This is a genomic window from Mesorhizobium sp. M8A.F.Ca.ET.202.01.1.1 (assembly GCF_004791595.1).
Taxonomy (GTDB): domain Bacteria; phylum Pseudomonadota; class Alphaproteobacteria; order Rhizobiales; family Rhizobiaceae; genus Mesorhizobium.
This window is the reverse complement of record NZ_SRUN01000005.1, coordinates 314,974-332,275: the sequence shown is the minus strand read 5'-3', so window position 1 is coordinate 332,275 and position 17,302 is coordinate 314,974. Positions and strand designations below refer to the sequence as shown.

Below are 17,302 nucleotides of genomic sequence, written 5' to 3'. Positions count from 1 at the left end.
ACTGACTGTGTATTAATTTGGGGAGCCGGCCTTGGCCGAAACAAACGATTTTAAAGCAAAACCACCTCCGGGGATCGACGCTATCGGGGCCTCCAGCGAGGGCGCTTCCCTTTACGAGCTGATAAGGGAAGACATCATCGAGGGACGGCTCGCCGCCAACGAACGGCTTGTTGTCACCGATCTCGCCCGTCGCCACGGCACCTCGACCAATCCCGTGCGCGAGGCCCTGCAGCTGTTGCGGGGCGAGGGATTCGTCATCTTCTCACCCAACCGCGGGGCGCGTGTAAGGCCCATCGATCAGGACTTCGTCCGCGATATCTACGAGATCGGTGTGCTGATCGAGCCGGCCCTGACGCGATGGTTCGTAAATATGGCTACAGGCGAGGACATCGCCGAGCTCGAACGTATCCAGGCGCTGATTGAAGAGAACAATTTCGCCGACACCTTCAGGCACAGTGAACTGGACACCGCCTTTCACACCGTGATGTACCAGCGGCACTATAACCGCCATGCCGCTGAGCTCTGGTGGAAGCATCGCGAAGTGCTGCGGGCGGTGAGCCGGCGCTTCAATTTCACGCTGGCGCGGCGTGCGGCGATCATTCGCGAGCACCGCGAACTCATCGCGCTCATCAAGGCGGGAGAGGCAGACAAGGCAGCCGAACTCATTTCCCGTCATGTCGAGGGTTCCGGCCGGCATGTTCTCGAACAGATGCGTGCGCGCAACGCCGCCCGGGCCGGATAGGACCAGGGGTCAAGTCTGGAACATCGTGGCTGACCATTGCTGACAAAGGTATTGAAATGAAAATCACGAGCGTTCGGCCGTGGCTGATCAAGTCTGGTGCTTCTTATTGGGGGGAATTCCTGTTCGTCGAGGTGACGACAGACGAGGGGGTGAGTGGCTGGGGAGAGATCACCACCACCACCAAGCTAGCCAACCGCGCGCTCTGCACGATCCTTCGACAGATCGGAGCCGCGGTGACAGGAGAGGACCCGGCGCGCATCGAATACCTCTGGCACAAGATATTCCGCAGCTTCACCTATATGGGCAGCCGTGGCGCCGCGGTCGAATGCGTGAGCGCGATCGATATAGCTCTCTGGGATCTCAGGGGCAAAGTCCTCGGCAAGCCGATCTACGAACTGTTGGGCGGGCCGGTCCGCGATGAAATCGCGCTCTATACCCATCCCAACCAGGCCAAATTCACCAGCAAGGATGCTGTGGTCCGCGAGATCCTGGACATTGTCGAGTCCGGGCACACAGCTCTCAAGTTCGATCCTTTCCCCCACCAGGGTCGCGGTGCCGACGGCGTGTCGCGTGAACAGCGGGACGGCTACCTCGATGGCGGCATGACCCGCAAGGACGAGCGCGAGGCGGCCGAACTCACGGCTCTGATCCGCGAAACGGCAGGCCCCGATGTCGACATCCTTATCGATGCGCATGGCCGCTTCGACGTCCCCACCGCCATTCGCCTCTGTCGCAGCCTCGAGGAAGCCGGCCAGATCGACTGGTTCGAGGAACCTTGCCCGCCCGAGAGCCTTAACGCCCTCAAGCAGGTGCGCGACAAGGTCAGCGCCGCTATCTCGTGGGGCGAGCGCGGCCACACGAAGTGGGATTTCATCCCGGTACTCGAGAACAAGCTCGCCGACTACATCATGCCCGACGTCACCTGGACCGGCGGCATAACCGAACTCAAAAAGATTTCCGCTCTGTGCGAAGCCTACTACATCCCGGTCTCACCCCATGACGCCGCGGGACCGATCAACGTGGTTGCGGGAGCGCAGGTGATGATGACCGTTCCCAATTTCTACAAGCTCGAAACGTCGGAGTGGAATTTGGGCAAGTACGATCATCTTATCGACAGGCCGCTCGACGTTTCGAACGGCAGCCTCAAGCTTTCGTTGAGGCCGGGTCTCGGCATCGAGATGAACCGCGATTACCTGCAAGCCCATGAGATCCAACTGGGCTAGCAACGTCATCGGCAGCATGCGGGGCGACAGGCCCCGCCGACCACAACGAGGATAAGTCATGCCAAAGACGGATGGAGCCGACGAGGCCCTCAACCGGGTCAACACCAACTCGAAGCCGTCCGAGCTTCGCATCACCGACATGCGGGTGGCCGAAATCGTCGGCGCGCCGTTCACCTCGGCGCTGCTCAAGATCTACACCAACCAGGGCATCGTCGGGCTTGGCGAGGTGCGCGATGGCGCAAGCGCCACCTACGCGCTGATGCTGAAGAGCCGGTTGCTTGGCGAGAACCCCTGCGACATCGACCGCTTGTTTCGCCGGATCCAGCAGTTCGGTGGGCATGGCCGGCAGGGTGGCGGCGTCTCGGCGGTCGAAATCGCCCTCTGGGATCTCGCCGGCAAGGCCTATGGCGTCCCCATCTACCAGATGCTTGGGGGACGATTCCGCGACAAGGTACGTGTCTATTGCGATACCGACGCCGAGAAACCGAGCGGCACCGAAACCGGAAAGCGCCTCAAGCAGCGCATGGACCGGGGTTTCACCTTCCTCAAGATGGACCTGGGCTTGATGCAGATCGCCCATGTCCCGGGCGCCGTGGCCGCGCCTGCCGGCGCGCTCGAAGGGTTTCATGCCAATCCGCGCGGCCGTGGCGGCACGCTCGAGGAGCGCAAGGCCCGCAATCTCGCTTATGACGCGCAGAACGTGCAGCACCCGTTCACGGGCCTGCATTTCACCGAAAAGGGGATCGATCTGCTCGAGCAGTACATCCACGAGGTTCGCGCGGTGATCGGATACGAGATCCCGCTCGCCATCGACCATGTCGGCCACATTTCGCTGCAGGATGGCATACGCCTGTCGCGCCGTATCGAGAAATACGTTCCGGCCTGGCTGGAGGACGTGATCCCCTGGCAATACACCGAGCAGTACCGGCAATTGCAGCAGGCTACCACGGTGCCGATCTGCACCGGCGAGGACATCTACCTCAAGGAAGGCTTCGAGCCGCTGCTCAAGAGCGGCGGCCTCTCGGTCATCCACCCGGATCTGCTCACCAGCGGGGGCATTCTCGAGACCAAGAAGATCGGCGATATGGCGCAGGATCACGGTGTCGCCATGGCGATCCATATGGCCGAAAGTCCGATCGCCGCGATGGCCGCCGCGCATGTCGCCACCGCGACCGAGAACTTCATGGCGCTCGAATACCACTCCGCCGATGTCGACTGGTGGGACGATATCGTCACCGGCCTGCCCAAGCCGCTCGTCAAGGACGGCTTCATCACCGTGCCCGACAAGCCGGGGCTGGGCATAGACGATGTGGTCGACGAGGTGATCAGCCAGCATCTGCAGCCCGGTGTCACGGGGATATGGCAATCCACCGAGCATTGGGACAATGAATATAGCTGGGACCGGACCTGGAGTTAGCCCAGACCCCTTATCCTCATTCCCCCTAGGCTCACAGGGCCAACGATCGACCATTGGTGTCGACCTCTCCCAAGGGAGAGGCCAAGAAAGAAACGGACGAAACCATGATCTACGAACTGCGTATCTATGACTGCCTGCCGGGCAGGCTGCCGGCTTTGCTCAAGCGCTTTTCCGACCAAACGCTGGCCATCTGGGAGAGGCATGGCATCCGCCAAGCCGGGTTTTTCACCACGGCGATCGGCGAAAACAGCAATCGCCTCACCTATTTCCTCGCCTGGGAATCGCTGGCCGAGCGTGAGGCGAAATGGGCGGCTTTCGTCACCGATCCGGCATGGCACAGGGCCCGGGACGAGTCTGAGCGCGACGGGCAGATCGTTGCCAATATCAGCAGCCAGATGCTCACGCCGACAGCTTTCTCGTCTGTGAAATAGGACTGCGCCATGAAGATTACCGACCTTCGCTGTGCCGTTATCGGCAAGCATCCCATCGTTCGCGTCGTAACCGACGAGGGCCTCTATGGCCTGGGCGAGGTCGAATACACAAAGACCTACCTGAAACCCTTCGTGCTGCATTTCCGCGAGGCGCTGATCGGCGAGGATCCCACCGACGTCGAGCGGGTGATGCTGAAGATCCGCCAGCGCGGCTCGTTCAAGCCCTATGGCGCGGCGGTGAGCGCCATCGAGCATGCGCTGTGGGACATCGCCGGCAAGGCCGCGGGCGTGCCGGTCTACAAGCTGCTCGGCGGCAAGGTGCGCGACAAGGTGCGCGTCTATAACGGCTCGATCCGCCGCAAGCGCACCGGCGACCGGCCGGAGGATTATGCCGCCGACGTCAAATGGATGATGGAGCAGCCGCAGAACTTCTTCATGGTCAAGCAGGGTATCTCGTTCCACTCCAACATGAAGGACTCCATCGACGGCTTCCATTACGGCGTGACGCAGAAGAAGGCCGGTTATCACGGCGCCATGGACCAGGGCGTGATCAGCGAGCGCGGTTTCAACCACATGCTCGACTGCGTGATCGCGATGAAGGAAGTGCTGGGCGACAAGGTCAGCCTGGCGCTCGACTGCGGCCCGGGCTGGATGCTGCCCGACGCGATCAAGTTCGCCCGCGCGGTCGAGAAGTACAATTTGATGTGGCTCGAGGACATGCTGACCGGCGATTACGTGCCGTGGGTCAATCCGCAAGCCTATCGGGAACTGACCACCTCGACCTCGACGCCGATTCATACCGGCGAGCAGATTTACCTCAGGCACAATTTCAAGGAACTGATCGAGACCCAGGCCGTGCGCGTCATCGGCCCGGATCCTGCCGACATCGGCGGCATTGCCGAGCTCAAATGGGTCGCCGAGCACGCCTATATGCACTCGATCCTGATGGCGCCGCACGGCACCGCGAACGGCCTGCTGGGCCTCGGCGCGCTGATCAATGTCTGCGCCACCTTGCCCGCCAACTACGTGGCGTTCGAATATCCCAGCGCCTCGGACCCCTGGTGGAACGACATCGTCATCGGCCTGCCCAAGCAGATCGTGAAGGACAGCATGGTCGATCTGCTGGAGGCACCGGGGCTCGGCCTCGATATCGATGCCGAAGGGGCCAGGAAGTATTTGCTGGCGGAGGATGCCGGCTTCTTCGATTGATTGGTAGGGCGGCCCTCGATCTCATCGACCGAGGGCTTGCTTCAAAGAAGCGTGGATGCACATCTTGCCGCAACGCAAATTGGCGCATTGTTGAAATGCGCCGATCGAGTCTAGGGATGGCGGATCTCGGTCCCGAGAACCTTCAGACACTCGCGAATGAAGGCGGCTAACGCTGTCCAACCCTTGGCCGACACCATGGTTCCGTCGACATAGGCCTCCGTCGGCGAGAGGTCGATGTAAGTGCCGCCGGCCAACGTCACTTCCGGTTCGCAGGCGGCGAGCGCGCCAACCTTCTTGCCGCGCACGACGCCGTCCACGGCAATCAGGATCTGAACCCCATGGCAGATCGTGAAAATCGGCTTCTGGGTATCGTGGAAGTGGCGCACCATGGCTTGCACCCGTTTGTCGGTGCGGATGTATTCCGGGCCGCGGCCGCCAGCGCAATATACGGCGTGGTATTGATCGAGCTGCTTTTCCGCCTCGGCGAACGTCTTGTTGATCACCTGAAAATGGCCGAGCTTTTCTGTGTAGGTCTGGTCGCCTTCGAAGTCGTGCAGGGAGGTCTTGATGAGGTCTCCGGCCTTCTTGTCCGGGCAGACCACGTGGACGGTGTGGCCGACGGCTTCCATCGCCTGCTGGTATACGAAGATCTCGTACTCCTCGGTGAACTCGCCGGTGAGCATCAATATTTTCTTGCCTGACATGATCATGTCCTCTGTCGCGTTAAAGGAGTGGGCGAGCATGGCTGCGCCCCGCATTCACTGCGTTCGTCTCAGAACGGGGAGTCGGGGAAATAATATTCCTTGGCGTTGTCCTTGGTGATCAGCGGCGCGTCCAGCTTGACGGCGCCGCGAACCGGGGCCTGGCCAACCAGGTTGGCCATGGTCATGTAGATGGCCGTCTTGATCATGGACGGCGGGTAGGGCGTCTCGACGGGGGTCACGGTGTCGCCGTCGATGACCTTCTTGACGATATCCTTCATGCCGTTACCGCCCAGCGCCAGCTTGATGTCCGTACGGCCCGACTGCTTGACCGCCTCGAGCACGCCCAGCAGCATGTCGTCGTCGTTCGCCCACACCGCGTCGATATGGGGATATTTGGCGAGATAGTCCTGCATCAGCTTGAAGGCTTCGTCGCTGTTCCAGTGGGCGTACTGGATGTCGAGAACCTTGAGGCCGGTGCCGGCGATGGCGTCCTGGAAGCCCTTGATGCGCTCGTCGTCGATCACGGTCGGAATGCCGCGCAGGACCACCAGGTCACCCTTGCCGCCAAGCTTGTCGATCATGTATTTCGCCGTGTTGCGGCCGACGGCGATGTTGTCGCCGGCCACATAAAGGCTCTGGACGGTCGGGTCGGTCAGGCCTCGGTCGACGACCGTGATGAAGGTGCCCTTCTCCTTGATGGCCTTGACCGGCTCGGTCAATTCTTCCGACGAGTAGGGCAGAATCACCAGCGCATCGATCTTGCGGGAGGCCGAGAGATCCTCGATCGCAGACACCTGCTCGGCCGCAGAGGGCGATGTCTTCACGATGACCTCGACACCGGGGAAGGCAGCGTTGATTTCCTTGGCCGCCGTCTGTGCGTGATAGACGACGCCGGCGGTCCAGCCATGGTCGGCGGCCGGTATCGAAACGGCGATGACTTTCTTGTCCTCGGCCATGGCATGGCCCGTGAGGAGCAGCGAGCCGAGCGCGGCCGCAGCCATCCATTTTCTACTGAACATTTTCTTCTCCCAGATTGGACCCACAACTACGCACCCGTGTGGTCCGGACACGGGGCTATTTCGAATTCGAAAACCTCTGAATGAGCATCGCGATGATGATGATGACGCCCTGGACCGCTGCGACCAGATACTCGGAGACGAAATCCGACAGCACCATGAGGTTGGCGATCAGCTCCAGAATGACAGCGCCGGCGACGGTCCCCCAGACATGACCCTTGCCGCCGCGCAGCGCCGTGCCGCCGATCACCACGGCGGTGATCACCTGCAGTTCCCAGAGCTGTCCGGTGGTCGGCGTTGCGGCGCCCAGACGCGGCACGTAACAGATCGCGGCGATGGCCACGCAGACGCCCTGGACGATGTAAGCGATGGTGCGCGTCTTGATGATGGAGATTCCGGAATAGCGCGCGACGTCCTCGTTTGCGCCCACCGCGGCGCATTTGCGCCCATACTTCATCTTGTAGAGGACGAACGATGCAATCGCGGCGACGGCGACCGATATCAGGATCGGAATCGGTATACCGCCGACGGTGCCGAAATAGACCGGCCGATAGGCTTCGCGCAGCGACCGGTCGATCGGTATCGTGCCGCCATCGGTCAGATAGGTGATCAACGCGCGGAAAATGCCCATTGTGCCGAGCGTCGCAATGAACGGTTCGATCCGGCCTATGGTGACGATCAGCCCGTTGGCGAGGCCACACAGCAGGCCGACCAGGATCGCCACGAGCATTCCAGCCGGTATCGCCCACAGGCCAGCGTGTGGCGCCACGGCGTTCATGAACATGATGGTGATGCCGGTGACGAAGGCGGCCATCGAGCCGACGGAGAGATCGAGCCCTCCCGACGAGATTACGAACGTCGCACCGACCGCGATGATGGCGATGAAGGCGCTGCGGGTGATGACGTTGGCGAGATTGGTCGCGGAGAGGAAGTCCGGATTGATGAGGAAGCCGGCCACCAGCAGGGCGGCCAATGCCAGGAAGGGGCCCACGTCGGTCCAGGTGATGTTCAAATCGCCGGCGCGATGCGTGGATGGGGATCCGGTCATGACAGCCATTCTGTTCCTCCCTTGGCCATTGGCCTCGGTTTCGGGCCGCTTGTCGCCAGGAGCGCCACATTGCTTTCGGTCATCTCGGCGCCCTGGAGTTCGCCGGTCAGACGGCCCTCACGCATGACGAGGATGCGATTGCAGATGCCGATCAGCTCCTGCATTTCCGACGAGATGACGATGCAGGCTTTGCCGCTGCCAACGATGGCGTGAATGAAGGCGTAGATTTGAGCCTTGTTGGCGATATCGATGCCACGGGTCGGCTCATCGATGATGACCACCGAGGGATTGGTAAGCAGCACCTTGGCGAGCAGCAGTTTCTGCTGGTTGCCGCCGGAAAGTTGCCCCGCCTTGACACCAAGGGTCTTGAGCCGGATGTCGTAGCTCCGGACGGCCTCCGCCAGTGCGGCCGCTTCGCGGCTTCTGCCGAGAAGCAGTGTGGGATGAAACCGCTCCAATGCCGAAAGCGTCAGGTTGGGCGCCAGGCGCTCATCGAGGAGCAGGCCTTTGCTTTTTCGATCCTCGGTCAGATAGCCGATGCCTGCGTCGATCGCTTGGCGTTGCGAGTGGATCCGGACGGGTCGTCCCCGGAGTTCGATCTCCGCATGGGCCGGCCGCAGGCCTACCAGCCCTTCGAACAGTTCCGTGCGGCCCGCGCCGATCATGCCGGCAAAGCCAAGAATTTCGCCCTTGTGGAGGGTGAAAGCGACATCCTCGGCGTAGCCCGGGACGGTGGCGTTTTTTACGCTCAGCATAGGCTCGCTGGACGGTGTGCTCTTCTGCGGATAGAGGGCTGCAAGCTCGCGGCCGACCATCAGCCGCGCCATGTCCATCTGCGTCAGGGCGGTGCCCGGATAGGTACCGACCATCCTGCCGTCGCGCAGCACGGTTACCTTGTCGGCAAGCTGCCGCACTTCGTCCAGCCGATGGCTGATGTAGAGGACGGCTGTGCCGTGGGCTCTCAATTGCAGGACGATTTCGAGGAGCCGATCCACTTCCGCGCCGGTCAGCACGGCGGTCGGCTCGTCGAAGATCACGACCTTGTAATCGTCGAGCAGGGCACGGGCAATTTGGACCAGTTGGCGGTCAGCCAGAGAGATGTCGCGCACCAGCGCGGTCGGCGAGACCGGGCAGCCGATCTGCGCCAGCTTTTCGGCTGCCAGCCCCCGCATGGCGCGGTCGTCCATGACATGGCGGCGCGAAAGCTCGCGGCCGAGAAACAGGTTGTCCGTCACCGTAAGTGCTTCGGCGAGCAGGATCTCTTGGTGGACGAGGGCAATGCCGGCTTCCTGGGCCTGGTCGGGCTTGGCGAACGTCACCGGCCGACCGGCCATGGACAAGGTGCCACGGGTTGGCTCGGCATAGCCGGACAGCAGCCGCATCAGTGTGGATTTTCCGGCGCCGTTCTCGCCGATAATGGCATGGATCTCGCCCGGCAGGATGTCGAGCGTCACGTCGGAGAGCACGGTGACCGGCCCATATTGTTTCGAGAGACCCTGAGCGCGTAGCACCGGCTCCGCGGCCGCGGGCGCGTTGCCGCCAGGCAGCGCACGTCCTCGCTCTGCGGCAATATTGGCGGTAATGGACATTCGTTCAGGCCTCAATCGAAGGCCGGCAGCAGGCGATCGCGCGAGTGCTCGATGTGGGCGCGCATTGCTTTCGCGGCGGCATCGGGATCGGCTGAGCCGAACGCGGCGAGGATCGCCTCATGCTCGTCCAGCGCCTCCTCGGTGACGCGGGAGTGGTACATCAGGCGGAATATGTGGAAGTGGGTGTGTTGATGACCCAGCGTCTCGCGAATGAGCTCGTTTTCGGCATATTCCATGATCTTGTCGTGGAAAATCGCGTCTTGCCGGGCGAAGTTTGAATAACGCAGGCGCTCGTCCTTGCCTTCGCGGCGCGACATCACGCCTGCCGCCTCAAGCAGTGTGCCGAGTTTGGCCTCGTCCATCGCGGCGGCGGCCTTCGCCGCGCCGTGCGGTTCGAGCAGGAGACGCATTTCGTACAATTCGTCGAAACGGCGCCGGGTGATCTGCTGTGCGGCGCGGTATCCGATCAGATGCGTTTTCAGAACCAGGCCTTCGCCTTCCAGACGCCCGAGCGCCTCGCGGATCGGCGTATGGGAAACGTCGAATTCCTTGACCAGATTGTCGACGGTGATGCGTGAACCGGGCGCGATCTTCAGCGACATCAGCTGCGCGAAGATGGCCTCGTAAACGTCCTCGGCCAGGCTGCTCGCGCGCTGGATGCGGCCCGCTCCCGTGGGCGTCTCACCATTATTGCTCAAACTGACAGGTTGCATCTTTCGCCTCTCGACAGGGGAGACTGCTAACACGAGGGTTTGACCGATGCAATACTATATCCTATACGATTTTATCGGCGCCGTTCAGTTCAGGACCCCTTCGGTGCGGATTTTGCAATGCGAGTTTCTCCGACACCCTCAAGGATGCAGCCTGTCATGAGCCTTCTCACAGCCCTCCGGCTCCCACGCGAAATTCTATTCGGAAAGGGGCAACGTCATGCACTGCCAGCCGTGGCCTGTCGCCATGGCCGACGCGCCCTGGTCTGCACCGACGAGCGTTTCGCCGGCACGGCGGTGTTTGCCGAAATCATGGAATCCTTGCAGTCAGCGTCGGTCGACGTGCTGGTTCACGACGGTGTCCTCCCTGACGTGCCGCGCGACTCGGTGGCGGTCTGCGTCGAGGAAGCGAGGGGCGTCCGACCCGACATGGTGATCGGCATCGGCGGCGGCAGCTGTCTCGATTTCGCCAAATGCGCCGCCTTGCTGATCAGCCACGGTGGCGAGCTGCAGGACTACTATGGCGAGTTCAAAGTCCCGGGACCAACGCTGCCGCTCATCGCCATACCGACCACGGCCGGCACAGGATCGGAGGTGACGCCCGTCGCGGTGATATCCGATCCGGACCGGACGCTCAAAGTAGGCATATCGAGCCCCCATCTCATTGCCGCGGTTGCCATCTGCGACCCCGAACTGACAATGACCTGTCCGCGGGGCCTGACCGCGATCGCCGGTGCCGACGCGCTCACCCATGCGATCGAGGCCTTCACGGCCATGCGTCGGGACGGTGACTTCAGCCTGCCGCAGCGCCACGTTTTCATCGGCAAGACGCCGTTGACCGATCATTTCGCGCTGCTGGCCGTCAAACTGCTCGGCCGCAGTCTGGAGAAGGCGTGCGCCGACGGCGATGACGCCGAGGCGCGCGCCGACGTGATGATGGGAGCGCTGGCTGCGGGTTGCGCCTTCGGCACTGCTGGCACGGCGGCGGCGCACGCGGTGCAATACCCGGCCGGCGCGCTCACGCACACGCCGCATGGGCTGGGGGTGGCGACGATGATGCCTTATGTCATGAGCTACAACAGCCGTGTGGCCGCGGCGGAAATCGCCGAGATAGGGATTGCTCTCGGCCTTGAGGCGAACGGTCGTGGCGCCGACGAAATGGCGGAAGCGACCATCGAGGAGATCAGACGCTTGTTCGCCGCGATCGGTATCACTCCGACGCTGGCCGGTCTGGGGCTTCCGGCCGACAGGCTCGACTGGACCGCCGAGCAGGCGCTTGGCATCGATCGTCTGATCAAGAACAACCCGCGCCCATTCGACCTCGCCGCCATGCGCCGCCTTGTCCAGGCGGCCTATGACGGCGATCTCACCGCCTGCGCCATGTGAACGTCAGGAACAAGACGATGAACCTTCCTTACAATGCCTTCCAGCTCGATCAGGATCCCTACGATGTGCGAGGTTTCCCGCACCGGCTCTATATCGGCGGACAATGGCTGCCGTCTGCCGACGGCAGGCTCATCGAGGTCACCGATCCATCCTCCGGGGCGGTGATCGCGGCGGTTCCCGATGCGACCCTGGAGGACGCCACCGCTGCGGTCGAGGCAGCGGCCAAAGCCGCCAAGGGGTGGCGTGAGACCGCGCCACGCAAACGCTCCGAGATTCTCAGGCGCTGTTTCGAACTGATGGTCGAGCGGTCGGAGACGCTTGCCATGCTGATTTCGCTGGAGAACGGCAAGGCCCTGCGCGACGCGCGCGGCGAGGTAGCTTACGCGGCCGAATTCTTCCGCTGGAACGCCGAAGAAGCTGTTCGCATCACCGGTGAGTTTGGCACCGCTCCGTCCGGGACCAACCGGATCGTGGTCGACTACCAGCCGATCGGCATCTGCGTCCTCATCACACCTTGGAATTTCCCTGCCGCGATGGCGACACGCAAGATCGCACCGGCCCTCGCGGCGGGCTGCACGGTCATTTTGAAGCCGGCCAGCGAGACGCCGCTGACGGCCTATGCGCTGGCCGCGCTTTACAGCGAAGCCGGCGTTCCGGACGGTGTCGTGAACGTGCTGACGACGTCGACCCCAGGCCCCCTGACGTCGGCCATGCTGGCCGATCCGCGCGTCAGGAAGCTATCCTTCACCGGTTCGACCGGGGTCGGCCGGGCCTTGCTCGCCGGGGCCGCCAAACATGTGATTTCCTGTTCCATGGAACTCGGCGGCAATGCACCCTTCATTGTCTTCGACGATGCTGATCTCGATGCGGCCCTCGATGGCGCCATGATCGCCAAAATGCGCAATGCCGGCGAAGCCTGTACGGCCGCCAATCGCATCTACGTCCAGTCGGGCATCCACGATGCGTTCGCCGACGGCCTGTCCCGGCGCATGGCCGCGCTCAAGATCGGCGCCGGCACCAAGGCGGACACCGAATGTGGACCCATGATCACCAAGAAGGCGGTCGACAAGATCGACCGGTTGGTCAAGGACGCGGTCAATCGGGGTGCCAAGGTGCTGTGCGGCGGCTCGGTGCTTGAGGGAGATGGTTTTTTCTATCCTCCGACCGTCTTGTCCGAAGTCTCGCCGGACGCTGACATGGCGCATGAAGAAATCTTCGGACCGGTGGCGCCCATCACCCGCTTCGAGAGCGAGGCACAGGCCATCCTCCACGCCAACGACACCGAATACGGCCTTGCCGCTTACCTCTACACCCGCGATGTGGCGCGCGGCATGCGGGTTGCTTCGGAGATCGAGGCCGGCATGATCGGCCTCAACCGCGGCTTGATGTCGGATCCCGCCGCGCCCTTTGGCGGAGTCAAGCAGAGCGGCCTAGGACGGGAAGGGGGCCAGCACCACGGTATCTCCGAGTTCATGGAGGCCAAATACATCGCTGTAACCTTTTGAGCGGACGCCATGTCGAAGGATCCTTTTCGCACCCGCGACCACGTTGCCGATTTCGATGACATCGTGGCCGATATCGTCGCCCGCAGCGCTGCGACGCGGGCTTCGCTGCCTATGCTGGCGGATGTCGCCTATGGTCCGCACGAGGCCGAGCGCCTCGACCTGTTCTTTCCGGAGGGACCGCGCAAGGACCTCCCGGTGCACATCTTCATCCATGGCGGCTATTGGCGCATGTTCACCAAAAGCGATTATTCCTACGTTGCCGAAACGGTCACGAGCGCAGGGGCAATCGCGGTCGTGATCGACTATGCGCTGATGCCTGCCGTCAGGATGGCGGCAATCGTCGACCAGGTCCGGCGCGCGAGGCAATGGGTGCAGGATAATATCGCCAGCCATGGCGGCGATCCCGGTCGGCTAAGCGTCAGTGGCCATTCCGCCGGCGCGCATCTGGCGACCTTTTTGTTCAACGAGGATTCGACACATCCCCCCTCGGCGGCACTTCTGCTCGGCGGTCTGTATGATTTGAAGCCTCTTCAGCATTCCTTCCTCGAGCCTTTGATAGGCTTGACCGACGCGGAAGTTGCGGCATTTTCGCCGATAAGCAAATCCCACTCTTCGCGGACAAAAGTCAGGATGTTGGTCGGCGAGCGGGAAACACAGCCGTTTCACCTGCAAGCCAGATTGTTTGCTGATCGTCTGATAGGGCAGGACCTGAGTGTATCGATGGGCGTGCTCACGGCGCGCAACCACATGGACAGCGTACGTGATTTAGGGCTGCGCGGGACAATCGCGGGCGACTGGCTTCACCACGTCGTCGTGGCCGCATAAATTCGACACGCGGCCCGCGAGAACATCACGGGCCTGCCGTCGCGGCAGCCGTTATGTCGTCTGACTTTCACGGATCGGCGAAACGGTTCGTCCGCAAGCCAGGTATGTGCCCGAAATCAGGAAGATCATTAGCGTTGAATCGAGAATGTCGTGGCCGACAAGGATGCCTGTTAGGCCACCAACAAGGTATACGATGACGGCGACCACTATCATGGTCGCCCCGAACCTCTCTAACGGATCGGCACTGAAGCGAAGAACCCTCGTTGCGTTCCAGATCGCGACGATGAAGATCGCCGCCAATGATAACGCGCCAACAAGTCCGGCCTGCACCAAGGCTGTCAGAAAGCCGTTGTGAAAATGGTTGAAGCCCTGGCTCACCCCAAATTGCTTTTTGAAACCCTGCTGTGAAATCGCCCGGCTGGCGGACATGCCGTGGCCGAAAAATGGCGCTTCGCGAAATGCATCCATCCCAATGTCCCAGAGCCCAACGCGTAGCCCGAGCGGAGTGGAATGATCATCCTTGGTGGCGAGGGCGTTCCAGTCATCGAACAGGAAATGAGTGCGACCTACGATGATTGGAGAGGTGATTGCCGCGGTGAGCAGGCAGCAGGCGCCCGCAATCACCAGCAACCGCCTCATATTCGATCGCGTGAATCTCTGGCGATTGATCACAAGGACGGCGACAATGGCGATCAGCAAGGCTACCCAGATCATGCGCGAGCCGGAATAGACGGTCGCTACGGCGCCGGCGAGTACGGCGACGGTGAGTGTCTTCCAGGCTTTCTCTATTCCTGACACAGCGCCCGCAAGGCACATCATCACGGCGAGGCAGGTGACCGTCGCGAACACGATCGGATTTCCAGCCCCTCCTTCGGCTCTCAGCATCCCGATCCAGTAATATTGGACAATGGTCAGCACCAGCGCTCCGCCACATGCTGCCGCGCTGGCCCGCACAGCAATGCGTGCAAGCGTCGCCTTGTCGGTGATGCTCCAGGTCGAATAGGAGATCGGGAACACCAACAAGGTGATCAGCGGCAGGAAGTGCGTGACATCAGCCCGCAGGGTGCCGTTGACGATCGATGCCAGGACCATCGCCGCGCAATAGGCATAGATCGCAAGGGTCATGGCGAGCATCGGCCGGTCGATGTTCAAGCGGCGTCGCCTGGCGACCAGCAACACCACCGACCAGAACGCTCCACCATGAAATACGAAGCTCACCACCGACCCGAGCACTGGCGGCGAAAAGAAGCAGATGATCGAGAAGCCACGGTTGACCTGTTCTGCCGTCAGGTGGCGCCGCAGCGATGTAAACGAGTTCAATGCCTTGCTTCGCAATGTTCCGGGTCGCGTGCGAATCGTTCGAACGATCCTTGCTCACCCGTGCTTCGCCCCTGTCCTCGAACCCGTATAGCTGCTTGCTCAGGTATCTGATAGTGCGGGACCGTCTCGCTCCCGATCCGGCTGCGCGAGTGAAAAAACCTGGCCCTGATGCCTGTTCAGGCCGCGACCGCCGATGAAGCTCCCTGGGTTCCTTCCTGCCAGGATTGGAACATCAGGACGTCCCAAAGCAGATACTGATTGTTACGGTGTCCGGAGAGGTGTTCAGACCACGCGCGCCGGATTGCATCGGCTCGAAAGAACCCGTCTTCCCGCAATCGGCGCTCGTCGAGCAGCGCCTCCGCCCATTCGCGAAGCGCGCCGCGCAGCCAGGTGTCGATGGGCACGCCGAAGCCCATTTTCGGACGTTCGACGAGCGCTTTCGGAACATGTCGATAAAGCAGTTGCCTGAGCGGCCACTTTGTCTGGTCGCCGGCTCGCAGGATGGAAAGCGGCAGCGAAAGTGCAAAGCCTATCAGCCGGTGGTCAAGCAGCGGCACGCGGGTCTCGAGGCTGACTGCCATTGCCGCGCGATCAACCTTTACCAGGATGTCGTCCGGCAAATAGCTCATCATATCGATGTACATCATCCGCTCGACGTTGCCCGGCAGCGCTGGAAGCGCCTCCAATCCCGTCAGCATGGTGGGCGGCTCGTCCGCATCCGGGATGATTTCGGTCGCTTCCCAATGCGAGCAGAGGCGGCGGTAGACATCGTCCATTGTTCGCAATGAAAGAACCGACGCCGCCTTGTGGATCTTGTCGCCGACGCGCTCGCGGCGCAGGCGCTGCGGCAGAAGCGGCATGATCCCACCCGCGACATTGTTGTAGAGACCGGGCGAGGGCAGTGTCGCCAGGCTGGCCGACGCGCGGCGCAGCCCCATCGGGACGCGGGAAAGCTTGTTCCATAACGCATCGGCGAGTGCGTAGCGCGTGTAGCCGGAGAACAGCTCGTCGCCGCCATCGCCCGACAACGCCACGGTAACGCTGCCACGCGCCAGTTTGGAGACGAGGAATGTCGGGATTTGCGAGGAGTCGGAGAAGGGCTCACAATAAATGCCGGGCAGATTGGGCACAACCTCTAGCGCGTCCCGCTCGCTGAGATAAAGTTCCGTATGGTCGGTGCCAAGGTGGCGCGCGACTTCCTTGGCATGGCCCGCCTCGTTGTAGCCGACTTCGTCAAATCCGATCGTGAAGGTCCGTACCGGTCGCGAACTGATCGACTGCATGACCGCCACGATGGCGGAAGAATCGATGCCGCCCGAGAGGAAGGCGCCGAGCGGCACGTCAGCGATCATCTGCCCTTCGAGGGCGCGGCGAAGATGACGTTCGAGTTCGTCGACCGCCTCTTCGGGGCTCCCTTGAAAAGGGTCGCGCTGGCCTTGTTCAGCGGCTTCCCTGGCGCTCCAATAGCTCTCGACATGTGGCTCACGCATCGGGTCGGAAAGGACGAGGAGATGGCCGGGTCTTAATTTCCGAATGCCTTGGTAAATGCTGTAAGGCGCGGGGATGTAATTGTGGCGCATCAGCAAAGCCAGCGCATTCCGGTCAATGTCCGGGCGCCAATCCGGCAGCGGTTGAAAGGCCTTGAGTTCCGAGGCAAACGCGAAGGCCTTGCCGATCCGGCCATAATATAACGGCTTTTCCCCCAGGCGATCACGTCCGAGGACGAGCGTTCTCTCCTTGCGGTCCCACAAGCCGAAAGCAAACATGCCGACAGCCAGTCCAAGCGCTTTGTTGGTTCCAAGCTCCTCGATTGCAGCCAGAAAGGTCTCGGTGTCGGAATGACCGCGCCATGCATGAGCGCCGAAGTCCCGATCGAGATGCGTCCGCATCTCGCCGTGATTGTAGATTTCTCCATTGAAGACGATGACATAGCGACCGCTGTGCGAAATCATCGGCTGCGCGCCGGCCGATGACAGGTCGATGATTGCCAGTCGGCGCTGACTGAGCGCGACCCCGGCCTCGGCGTCAGTCCAGATGCCGTCGCCATCCGGTCCGCGATGCCGGATCATGTCCGCCATGCGGCGCACGCTGAAGGGGCCGCTGCTTGTCGCGGCCGCTCCACCCACAATGCCGACGATACCGCACATCCGGCGTTACTCTCCAATGACCAGGCTCGG

General features: G+C 62.0%; 15 protein-coding genes. 8 read left to right on the top strand and 7 right to left on the bottom strand.

All coding sequences use genetic code 11. The features are described 5' to 3' along the window. Positions 1 to 31: 31 nt before the first annotated feature. The 5 genes from EN845_RS14585 (at position 32) to EN845_RS14565 (ending at position 5,022) form a co-directional block, all read left to right on the top strand. Positions 32 to 742 carry a GntR family transcriptional regulator gene (locus tag EN845_RS14585; RefSeq protein ID WP_127275487.1) on the top strand — a complete coding sequence of 237 codons (711 nt, stop codon included), beginning with the start codon at positions 32 to 34 and terminating at the stop codon, positions 740 to 742. A gap of 56 nt (positions 743 to 798) precedes the next feature. Continuing rightward, entirely contained in the window at positions 799 to 1,965 is a 1,167-nt protein-coding gene (locus EN845_RS14580; protein WP_127870437.1) for a mandelate racemase/muconate lactonizing enzyme family protein, read from the top strand. A gap of 58 nt (positions 1,966 to 2,023) precedes the next feature. Continuing rightward, positions 2,024 to 3,382 (top strand): mandelate racemase/muconate lactonizing enzyme family protein, encoded by a 1,359-nt coding sequence (locus EN845_RS14575; RefSeq protein ID WP_127275485.1) that lies wholly within the window; start codon positions 2,024 to 2,026, stop codon positions 3,380 to 3,382. A gap of 104 nt (positions 3,383 to 3,486) precedes the next feature. Further along, positions 3,487 to 3,813: an NIPSNAP family protein gene (locus EN845_RS14570; RefSeq protein WP_127275484.1), complete on the top strand. Its 327-nt coding sequence runs from the start codon at positions 3,487 to 3,489 to the stop codon at positions 3,811 to 3,813. Positions 3,814 to 3,822: 9 nt separating this feature from the next. Next, positions 3,823 to 5,022 carry a mandelate racemase/muconate lactonizing enzyme family protein gene (locus tag EN845_RS14565; RefSeq protein ID WP_127870438.1) on the top strand — a complete coding sequence of 400 codons (1,200 nt, stop codon included), beginning with the start codon at positions 3,823 to 3,825 and terminating at the stop codon, positions 5,020 to 5,022. A gap of 110 nt (positions 5,023 to 5,132) precedes the next feature. On the opposite strand, the gene EN845_RS14560 is transcribed toward EN845_RS14565, so the two are convergent. From EN845_RS14560 to EN845_RS14540, 5 genes are all read right to left on the bottom strand, one after another. Beyond that, the gene (locus EN845_RS14560; RefSeq protein WP_127275508.1) at positions 5,133 to 5,726 is read right to left on the bottom strand and encodes a DJ-1/PfpI family protein; all 594 of its coding nucleotides are present in this window, start codon (positions 5,724 to 5,726) and stop codon (positions 5,133 to 5,135) included. 68 nt (positions 5,727 to 5,794) lie between these two features. Beyond that, positions 5,795 to 6,745: a substrate-binding domain-containing protein gene (locus tag EN845_RS14555; RefSeq protein WP_127870439.1), complete on the bottom strand. Its 951-nt coding sequence runs from the start codon at positions 6,743 to 6,745 to the stop codon at positions 5,795 to 5,797. A 55-nt stretch (positions 6,746 to 6,800) separates the two neighbouring features. Then, on the bottom strand, positions 6,801 to 7,799 hold the full coding sequence (locus EN845_RS14550; RefSeq protein ID WP_127870440.1) for an ABC transporter permease: 999 nt from the start codon (positions 7,797 to 7,799) through the stop codon (positions 6,801 to 6,803). After that, positions 7,787 to 9,379 (bottom strand): sugar ABC transporter ATP-binding protein, encoded by a 1,593-nt coding sequence (locus EN845_RS14545; protein WP_127870441.1) that lies wholly within the window; start codon positions 9,377 to 9,379, stop codon positions 7,787 to 7,789. The genes EN845_RS14550 and EN845_RS14545 overlap by 13 nt, the downstream gene beginning before the upstream one ends. Positions 9,380 to 9,390: 11 nt before the next feature. Next, complete coding sequence (locus tag EN845_RS14540; protein WP_127275482.1) at positions 9,391 to 10,092, bottom strand: GntR family transcriptional regulator; 702 nt, start codon at positions 10,090 to 10,092, stop codon at positions 9,391 to 9,393. 156 nt (positions 10,093 to 10,248) lie between these two features. On the opposite strand from EN845_RS14540, the gene EN845_RS14535 reads away from it, so the two are divergent. From EN845_RS14535 to EN845_RS14525, 3 genes are all read left to right on the top strand, one after another. Then, on the top strand, positions 10,249 to 11,475 hold the full coding sequence (locus EN845_RS14535; RefSeq protein ID WP_127870442.1) for an iron-containing alcohol dehydrogenase: 1,227 nt from the start codon (positions 10,249 to 10,251) through the stop codon (positions 11,473 to 11,475). Between the two features lie 17 nt (positions 11,476 to 11,492). Further along, the gene (locus tag EN845_RS14530) at positions 11,493 to 12,980 is read left to right on the top strand and encodes an NAD-dependent succinate-semialdehyde dehydrogenase (RefSeq protein WP_127870443.1); all 1,488 of its coding nucleotides are present in this window, start codon (positions 11,493 to 11,495) and stop codon (positions 12,978 to 12,980) included. Positions 12,981 to 13,043: 63 nt separating this feature from the next. Next, positions 13,044 to 13,805 (top strand): alpha/beta hydrolase, encoded by a 762-nt coding sequence (locus EN845_RS14525; RefSeq protein WP_348631097.1) that lies wholly within the window; start codon positions 13,044 to 13,046, stop codon positions 13,803 to 13,805. Positions 13,806 to 13,856: 51 nt separating this feature from the next. On the opposite strand, the gene EN845_RS14520 is transcribed toward EN845_RS14525, so the two are convergent. Together EN845_RS14520 and asnB are read right to left on the bottom strand one after the other, a co-directional pair. Beyond that, positions 13,857 to 15,125 carry an O-antigen ligase gene (locus EN845_RS14520; protein WP_127870445.1) on the bottom strand — a complete coding sequence of 423 codons (1,269 nt, stop codon included), beginning with the start codon at positions 15,123 to 15,125 and terminating at the stop codon, positions 13,857 to 13,859. Positions 15,126 to 15,301: 176 nt separating this feature from the next. Continuing rightward, positions 15,302 to 17,272 (bottom strand): asparagine synthase (glutamine-hydrolyzing), encoded by a 1,971-nt coding sequence (gene asnB, locus EN845_RS14515; RefSeq protein WP_127870446.1) that lies wholly within the window; start codon positions 17,270 to 17,272, stop codon positions 15,302 to 15,304. Positions 17,273 to 17,302: the final 30 nt, after the last annotated feature.